Origin of the sequence: Dolichospermum circinale AWQC131C (assembly GCF_000426905.1) — a bacterium.
Taxonomy (GTDB): domain Bacteria; phylum Cyanobacteriota; class Cyanobacteriia; order Cyanobacteriales; family Nostocaceae; genus Dolichospermum; species Dolichospermum circinale.
The window spans coordinates 20,781-29,461 of sequence record NZ_KE384631.1 but is presented as its reverse complement, the minus strand read 5'-3'; the positions used below and the strand labels follow the sequence as shown (position 1 = coordinate 29,461).

The 8,681-nt window shown below is 37.0% G+C and carries 7 protein-coding genes; 3 read left to right on the top strand and 4 right to left on the bottom strand.

What is annotated here, in order from left to right:
- The first annotated feature begins 279 nt into the window (after positions 1 to 279).
- Positions 280 to 750 (top strand): SsrA-binding protein SmpB, encoded by a 471-nt coding sequence (gene smpB / locus ACIR131C_RS0116395; protein ID WP_028083409.1) that lies wholly within the window; start codon positions 280 to 282, stop codon positions 748 to 750.
- A 150-nt stretch (positions 751 to 900) separates the two neighbouring features.
- On the opposite strand, the gene ACIR131C_RS0116390 is transcribed toward smpB, so the two are convergent.
- Entirely contained in the window at positions 901 to 2,328 is a 1,428-nt protein-coding gene (locus tag ACIR131C_RS0116390; protein WP_028091080.1) for an IctB family putative bicarbonate transporter, read from the bottom strand.
- Between the two features lie 86 nt (positions 2,329 to 2,414).
- Entirely contained in the window at positions 2,415 to 4,457 is a 2,043-nt protein-coding gene (locus ACIR131C_RS0116385; protein WP_028091079.1) for a serine/threonine-protein kinase, read from the bottom strand.
- 343 nt (positions 4,458 to 4,800) lie between these two features.
- Here ACIR131C_RS0116385 and ACIR131C_RS0116380 point away from each other — a divergent pair, with 343 nt between their 5' ends.
- Positions 4,801 to 5,268 carry a DUF6636 domain-containing protein gene (locus ACIR131C_RS0116380; protein WP_028091078.1) on the top strand — a complete coding sequence of 156 codons (468 nt, stop codon included), beginning with the start codon at positions 4,801 to 4,803 and terminating at the stop codon, positions 5,266 to 5,268.
- Between the two features lie 77 nt (positions 5,269 to 5,345).
- Here the strand turns inward: ACIR131C_RS0116380 and ACIR131C_RS0116375 are convergent, their stop codons facing one another.
- Both ACIR131C_RS0116375 and ACIR131C_RS0116370 read right to left on the bottom strand, forming a co-directional pair.
- Positions 5,346 to 5,924, bottom strand: a complete 579-nt coding sequence (locus ACIR131C_RS0116375; protein ID WP_028091077.1) for a hypothetical protein — start codon at positions 5,922 to 5,924, stop codon at positions 5,346 to 5,348.
- Between the two features lie 125 nt (positions 5,925 to 6,049).
- The gene (locus tag ACIR131C_RS0116370; protein WP_028091076.1) at positions 6,050 to 6,931 is read right to left on the bottom strand and encodes a 4-hydroxybenzoate solanesyltransferase; all 882 of its coding nucleotides are present in this window, start codon (positions 6,929 to 6,931) and stop codon (positions 6,050 to 6,052) included.
- Between the two features lie 92 nt (positions 6,932 to 7,023).
- Here ACIR131C_RS0116370 and ACIR131C_RS0116365 point away from each other — a divergent pair, with 92 nt between their 5' ends.
- Positions 7,024 to 8,658 carry a Ppx/GppA phosphatase family protein gene (locus tag ACIR131C_RS0116365; RefSeq protein WP_028091075.1) on the top strand — a complete coding sequence of 545 codons (1,635 nt, stop codon included), beginning with the start codon at positions 7,024 to 7,026 and terminating at the stop codon, positions 8,656 to 8,658.
- Positions 8,659 to 8,681: the final 23 nt, after the last annotated feature.

The window sequence follows — 8,681 nt, the reverse complement described above, 5'->3', positions numbered from 1 at the left end:
TGCTCCCATGCTCCCGTTGAAGTAGAAAGTAAAGTCTAGTTTTGTCTAGGTTTTATATAGCAGAGTCAGGAATCAGGTTTAATTTAGCCATGACTGTTCTGTGTGAACTACAATGAACAAAAGGACGTTGCTGATAGCCTCAAGAAGGTATCAAAATCTCAAACTTTGCGGCTTTGCTTCTTTGCGCCTCTGCGCGAAATATACATGATGCAACTCAAATAAAAAAGTTAGTCTAAAAAATTTTTTAGGCTTATTTATGAAAACTTAAGAAGATTGTCAATGAGTGATAAACAGAGTGAAGGTTACAAAACAATTTGTGATAATCGTCAAGCGCGGTTTCGGTATGAAATCCTAGAAACCTATGAAGCGGGAATCGAATTGACGGGAACTGAGGTAAAATCAATTCGTGGAGGTAAAGCCAATCTCCAAGATGGTTATGCTTTAATTCGTGACGGTGAAGCATGGTTAATTAATGTACATATTTCTCCTTATACTTCCAGCGGTGCATATTTTAATCACGAACCAAGACGAACACGCAAGTTACTACTCCATAAGCAAGAACTGCGTAAGCTAATTGGTAAGGTAGAACAGGAGGGTTTAACCCTAGTCCCGTTGAAAATGTACCTCAAACGGGGTTGGGTAAAGGTAGTTATTGCCCTGGGTAGGGGTAAAAAGCTACATGATAAACGGGAAAGTATTAAACGTCGGGATGATCAACGGAGTATGCAAAGGGCAATGAAGAGGTTTTAAAGGACACTCCTGCCGAACTCTCTCTCAGTAAAAATAGGGAGAAAGACAGATTATAGGTGGGGTGTTTTTTTAGCGGGCAAGATGCCCGCACCACAGGCAATTTATGGGTATTTTTTTCAACCAATAAGCTCAAAAGTTATTTAAGTATTTTTACTTCTTAGAAAGTGTTAAAGGTCGCCAAAAGCTGGCAACTAAGGCTACAGTAAACCACCAGAGGGTATTGATTTCAGGACGATAGAATACTGTATCAACTAGTCCATGAGATAGTATACCTACGATAACAGCGATCGCCCCAATTAACCAAAATACTTGAGTATTTTCACTCTGTCTTAATTGTCGTATCTGGGAAAATCCTGTATTAACAGTGACAACTATTAACCACAGAAAACAAGTAAAACCTAAAAAACCAGTTTCGACGATTGTTTCTAAAAATACAGAATAGGCACTCAAAGCCGTAAAACGAGGCCTTTGATACAGGGGATAAACATGATTAAAAGAATTGTGACCCGGTCCAATACCAATAATCGGGCGATCGCGGATCATTTGAAATACGGAATCCCAGACATTTTTGCGAAAGTTATTACTACTATCTTTTCTATCAGCGAATATACTGATAACTCGTTCCCGAAAAGGTTCAACAAAGATCATTCCTATTGCTAATATCCCAACCACACTCCCCAGGAATATTGGTAAAGACCAATTCCGCCATATTAACATCATCTGGGGTGATATTTTTATACCCCATAAATTCTCAACGGTGGAGTCACCAAAAACAAAAATCAGTAATACCGTCACCGTCAATAATCCCACCAATAAACCAATCCAGCCCCCCCGACTAAAGGTAAGAATTAGAGTTACACTATTGACAATAAACATCGTTAGTGCTAAACTCTTTCTTATCCAACTTTGCCAGGCAAAAATAGCGACAAAGCTGAAAATTACAGCCGGTAAAAGATATCCTGCCAGTAAATTAGGATTACCCAAATAACTGTAAACTCTGGTAGTCTTAGCTAGGGGAGATTCTGGGTCAACCCAAGTAGCTAAAGCCTTCGCACCGAAAAACCATTGTCGTATTCCATAGACACTGACAATGAGGGATATGTGCAAATAAAGGGTAATCAACCACGAGCGAAATCGAGGTATTCTTAATACTCTAGCACAGAGGGCAAATAACAACAAATAAAGAGTTAAGGTTTGTAAATCACTCAAAGCGGCCTTTTTTACTGGTGATAAGGCTGTAGCTACCGCAGCAATACCCCAATATAACAATACTAGCAGATGAATGGGAGTGAAGGAAGCAGCATTGGCCGATGTAACTTCTTCAGATAAAGTTAACAGCAACCATAAACCAACACAAGCCAGTAGTAATAAACCGATTAAAGTGCTAGAAACAAAGGGTGTAAGAGTATAAATGAGGCTAAGTAAGCCCACAGCAATCATATCTCCCCACTGGATGAGAATACTACTTTGTCGCCAAGAAAGCAACGACCCCACCAGCAAACGATGTAGGTAACTGCTAGACAGATATTCTTTAAGTGGTAAGGAAGATAAAGTCAATCTTTCCCAGACTAAATTCATGAAGAAAAAATAGAGAATTGAATTAGATAGAGTTTTCTACCCCAACTCATTGTATACTAATCAATTTGAAAAATTTTTGTCATTGTTTACGGAGAAACTTGCCAAAGTTTAATTAAGTTATCTTCACTACCACTAACTAAAAATTTACTATCAGCACTGAAACTTAAAGACGTAATAGTATTACCATGAGCCATAAGTGTAATTATTTCCTCCCCTGTGGTTAGACTCCATATTCTAACGGTATGATAGCTTTTATTTCCGAAGCTAGTCCGTCCAGCACCAGCTAAAATTTTACCATTGGGACTAAAAGCAAGAGTATTAATATTATTACCTTCTAACCCGATAGTCCAAATTGGTGTTAAAGTTTGTAAATTCCATAATTTCAGAGTGCGATCGCGGCTAGAACTTGCTAAAATTTTACCATCGGGACTAAAAGCCACAGCTATGACCGTTTGTGAACTAGTAGTTAAAGTCTGAATTGGTTGTTGTTGATGAATATTCCATAATTTTATAGTTTTATCAAAACTACCACTTGCCAAAGTTACACCATTGGGACTAATATCTACAGAACGTACCCAAGATTTGTGAGCGGTTAAAGTGCGAATTAACTTACCTGTGATTAAATCCCAAACCTTGATAGTTTGATCATCACTAGCACTAACTAAAGTTTTTCCATCAGCAGTAATAGCTAAACTATGAATTGCATCAGTATGATCAGTTAAAGTGTGAATTAATTGATTTGTTTGTAAATTCCAAATTTTGATAGTTTGATCATCACTACCACTAACTAAAATTTTACCATCAGCAGAGATAGCTAATGCGTTAACATTTTGGGAATGTCCTTCTAGACTAGTAATTTCTTTACCGGTGATCACATCCCATAATTTCAGATTACCATAACATTTAGTATGATCATTTTCCTGACAATCACCACCGCTAATAATCAGTTTACCATTTGGACTCATCACCACAGATAAAACTTGACTTTTATGTCCAGAAAAAGTATTTACCAAAGACAAATATTTTTCAGTTTTCTGGGGTTGATTCAAATTAAAAGAAAAATCCGAGTTTAACTTATGAAATTCTCGATAACAAAACTCTCCCAAAGTGAAAAAAATAATTAACCCAAACAGAAAAATTAAATTTCGCAATAGAAATTTTTTCGTGTAATTTATTTGAGAATACTTAGCAGGTAATTTCTGAATTTTACTATCTGATTCTGGCAGCATAAGAGTATGTTTTTTCATCAAATCTGTCATGACTTCATCAACAGATTGATAGCGATGTTGTATTTCTTTCTTTAGTAGCTTATCCATAACTTCTACTAATTGTGAACTTAGAGAAAAGCGTAAATAATACTGCCAATTTTCCACCCAACTATAGCCATATTCCATCCATAATTGAAAAGGAGAAATCCCCGTTAGTAAATGAAAACAAGTAGCACCTAAACCAAACAAATCACTAGCGGGATAAGCTTTTCCGTCTCTAATTTGTTCAATAGGAGAATAACCATGAGAACCAATAGAAGTACCATTTTTTCCCTGTACTCTTACTGTCAATTTTTTAGAAGAACCAAAATCAATGAGTGTTAATCTGCCATCAGATTGACGACGAATAATATTTTCTGGTTTAATATCACGATGAATTACCCCATGTTGATGTACAAATTTAATAACTGGTAATAAATCTAATAAAATAGACTGAATATCCCAATCTCTATAAACCTTTCGGGAATTTAATTCATCTAGTAGATTTTGACCATCAATAAATTGCTGAACTAAATATAAACAATTATTGTGTTCAAAATAGGCTATTAAAGTGGGAATTTGAGGGTGTTCTCCTAATTGTTGTAGTCGCTTTGCTTCCTCTGAAAATAACTGAATTGCTTTTTTTTGTGACCAAGTACCTTGAAATTTTGGAGCTAATTGTTTAATGACACATAATTCATTTAATTTATCAATATCTTCAGCAATATAAGTTCTTCCAAACCCTCCTTCATTAGAAAGTAAACGGATGACACGAAACCGATTTCTCAAAAGTGCTACCAAAGGAGTTTGACAACTTTGACAAACTTGATAATTATCTGGATTTTGGGGATTTAAACAGTCAGGATTTAGACAGCAGATCATAATCTTTATGGCGCATCTGCATGATTAAATATATATAATATAAAATCGAGATTCAATAGTAGTAATTAGTAATTGATTGAACTGAACAATGGGAAGTTAACCTTTCCCAAATACAGAAAAGCACCAAGGATATATGATAGTCAATTTCCCCAATTCTATCTCAACTCAAGGAAAAAATAACGGCATTTTGTCATTTATTATTTTAATATGTTATGATATTTATCAATATCCAGGACTTCTTTAATAAGTCGTGGATCTGAAATAGCGACTTAGGTTAATACCTATTCTCAAACCAGAGAACCATAACCGGATCTTTCACAAAGTCTTTAATTTTAAATTAGTCATGTACAGACAAATTAAAAAATTAGTAGTGTTACTTCTGACAAGTACAATAGCGACTACATTACCACAGGTAAGCATAGCAGCACCAAAAGGTTTTCAGTCCCCTAGTGGTAATATTTTTTGTGAATTAATACCAGGAGTACCAGGAGAAATAAGTATTTTACGCTGTGAAATCATGAGTTCACTAAAACCCAAACCTCCTCAACCCTACCCCGGATATTGTGAACTTGAGTGGGGACAAGGTTTTTTATTACCGGGGAGGGGGAGACCGGAAATTTTATGTATTATTGATACCATTGCGGATAAAGATAAACCTGTTTTAAACTATGGAAGCGATTGGAACTCCAGTGGTTTTAAGTGTGTATCTCAAAAAATCGGTTTAACTTGTACTAATAGTGATGGTATTGGCTTTTTTCTCAGTCGGGAAAAATGGTATGTATTTGGACTTTCTCGACTTTCTCGACCTTAGTTAAAAATCCTTTCTTGAGATTATTAGTCTATTTTAGGTTTATGGCTACAATCAGAGCTATTTAATTTTAACTTCTCTTACCATTTTTCTGCCCAATAAACAATTTCTGAAGATGCAACATCAATAGCTACACCATAACTATTACCGTGATTCCATTTTGAACCGGGTTGACTTTGATCTTCGGCCTTTAATACTAATATTTCATAACTGCTAGGAAAGGTTTCTATGTCTGAATCGCTAGTATAAAAAAACGTTGTTGGTACGCCGTTGGGTTGGTTAATATGATTATTTGTATTACCACCTTGATATTGATGTTGACAGATTTTTCTGTATTGTGTCAGGAGGTTTTTAATCTTTGCCGGTGGTTGTTTGAGACGAATTTGTAAAGAACTACTTCCCGGAATTAATCCCGAAGCATAAGCCATTTGTAAAACTTGAGCATTAGTAGGAATTTGGGGCGGAAAATGTTGGATTTGTTGAATATCAGCCCATTTGTGATTACGAATTTCTTGATATTTTGATGTGTCAGTAATTAACTGTAATTGTTTGTGATTACTAGGGGTTTTACTAATCCAGAAACCACCAATAACTAGACCAAAACTACCAAAAGACAGTAAAATTGCTGTAGCAAGTTGAACAAAAATAGATTGCTTCATGGGGTTGGTTGCATCTAGCTTGTAGATTAATATCCCAACCTTTAAAACAGTAGTCCTGATAGTTTTGAATCTAGCCTGGGTGAGATTGACAAGATGATTGCAATTTGGTTAAATTAAGTACAAATTTACAAAAAACTAATAATCATTCCTGCCAAAATTACAAAACCAATCCAGACATTTTGACGAAACATTTCCCCATAAGCAGAATTGGGTATTTCTGGCTTTTGTAAGCGGATAATTTGCCAAATCCAGCCCATACTAGCCAGTATTAAACTTATCCAAAAAGCAATGTGTAAATTAATTAATAATCCTATTCCAGCTAAAAGAATAATAGTACCAATGAAGAAAATAGCGATCGCTGTAGGGGCATATTTACCAAAAAACAACGCGCTAGAGTTAATACCAATTCGTTGATCATCTTGGCGATCGCTCATAGCATAGATAGTATCAAATCCTAAAGTCCATAGTACCGTCGCCCCCCAAAGTAACCAGGTGGGTGCTGTGATATTACCTGTAACTGCACTCCAACTGATTAAAACCGCAAAACCCCAAGCAATAGAAAGTACCAATTGGGGAATGGGAAATACTCGTTTTGCACCGGGATAAAGTACAATAACAGGAACAGCGGCCACAGACAACCAGAAGCTTAAAGGGTTAAGATAAAGAGCGATAATAGCAGCGCAGACCAGGGCGACTATCCCCACCAAAATACCAATTTGAACGGAAAGGGCGCGAGATGCAAGGGGGCGGTTGCGTGTTCTCTCTACTTGGGGATCAATATCTCTATCCCATAAATCATTAACCACGCAGCCAGCCGCACTAGTAGCGATACTACCGATGATAATTACTCCCACCAGGGGTAAGGGGGGTTTACCAGCAGCGGCTAAGAATACAGCCCATAATGCGGGTATCATGAGAATTAATCTACCTTCAGGTTTATTCCATCGTAGTAGTAGGGTAATTGTCAGCCATAATGGTTGTTGGTTGGTTTTTGGTGTCCTTAACATATTTGCTGATTTAACATATCTTTACATTTATAGAATATCGTTATTTGCTATTTGTTCTACAGTCCTATTAATCTATTCACAAGAATAACAAGATGCTGAATTTAGTCTCGGCTAACTGGGAAAATATCACTAGTCTATCAGTTCCAGAAAATCAGATGATTGCGGCTATTGATATTGGTACAAATTCTTTACATATGGTAATAGTGAAAATTGAAGCTGCCCTACCATCTTTTACGATGATTGCTCGGGAAAAAGAAACCGTCAGATTAGGCGATCGCCATTTAATTACTGGTGAGTTAAAACCGGAAATAATGAATAAAGCGATCGCCTGTTTAGGCAGATTTAAAACCCTTGCTTATAGCTTGGGTGTTACCAGTATAGTCGCAGTTGCTACTAGTGCTGTGCGTGAATCTCCCAATGGTAAAGAGTTTCTCCACCAAATCGAAACCCAAGTAGGTTTAAACGTTGACCTGATTTCAGGACGAGAAGAAGCCCGTCGCATCTATTTAGGTGTATTGTCGGGGATGGAATTTAATAACCAACCGCACATCATTATTGATATTGGTGGTGGTTCAACAGAATTGATTTTAGGAGACAGTGAAGAACCCCGGAGTCTCACCAGTACCAAAATTGGCGCAGTGCGCTTAACTGGGGAATTAGTCAAATCTGATCCGATCACCGAAACCGAATTTAAGTACCTACAGGCTTACGCTAGGGGAATGTTAGAGCGTTCTGTAGAAGAAGTGCAAGGAAAACTGAAAATTGGCGATTCTCCCCGGTTAATCGGTACATCCGGGACAATAGAAACCATTGCTACCATTCACGCACGGGAAAAATTAGGCCTTGTTCCTTCCACTCTCAATGGGTATCAATTTAGTCTCCAAGATTTACGCACCTGGGTAACTCGCTTACGTAGAATGACTAATATAGAACGGGCTGCCATTCCGGGGATGCCAGAAAAAAGGTCAGAAGTAATACTTGCAGGAGCAGTAATTTTACAGGAAGCAATGACCTTGTTAGGGCTAGAATCCTTAACAGTTTGTGAGCGATCGCTGCGGGAAGGTGTGATAGTAGACTGGATGCTGACCCATGGTTTCATTGATAACAGGCTGAGGTTTCAAAGTTCCATTCGTCAACGCAGTGTATTAAAAATTGCAAAAAAATACCAGACTAATTTAGAACATGGCGATCGTGTGGCTGCTTTTGCCCTCAGTATATTTGATCAAACTCAAGCGCAAATACATAATTGGGGTGCAAATCAACGTCAATTATTATGGGCTGCTGCGGTTTTACACAATTCTGGTCATCACGTATCACATTCAGCACACCATAAACATTCATACTACCTAATTAGAAATAGTGAATTACTGGGATATAACGAAACCGAAATTGAAATTATCGCCAATATAGCCCGTTATCACCGCAAATCTCCACCCAAGAAAAAGCATGAAAACTATCGAAATCTACTTCACAAAGAACATCGGACAATGGTTAATCAACTCAGCGCGATGTTAAGATTGGCTGTGGCTTTAGACAGAAGACAAATAGGTGCTATTTCTCATATTCAATGTGAATATCAGCCCAATTTTCAAGAATTTAAGATGTTGATATTTCCCTCATCAATTGAAGATGAATGTGGGTTAGAAATGTGGAGTTTAGATTACAAAAAAGGAGTTTTTGAAGAAGAATTTGGTTTAAGATTTGTGGCAAAATTAATGAATACATAAAGTTGCTATAGTAATCATAAATG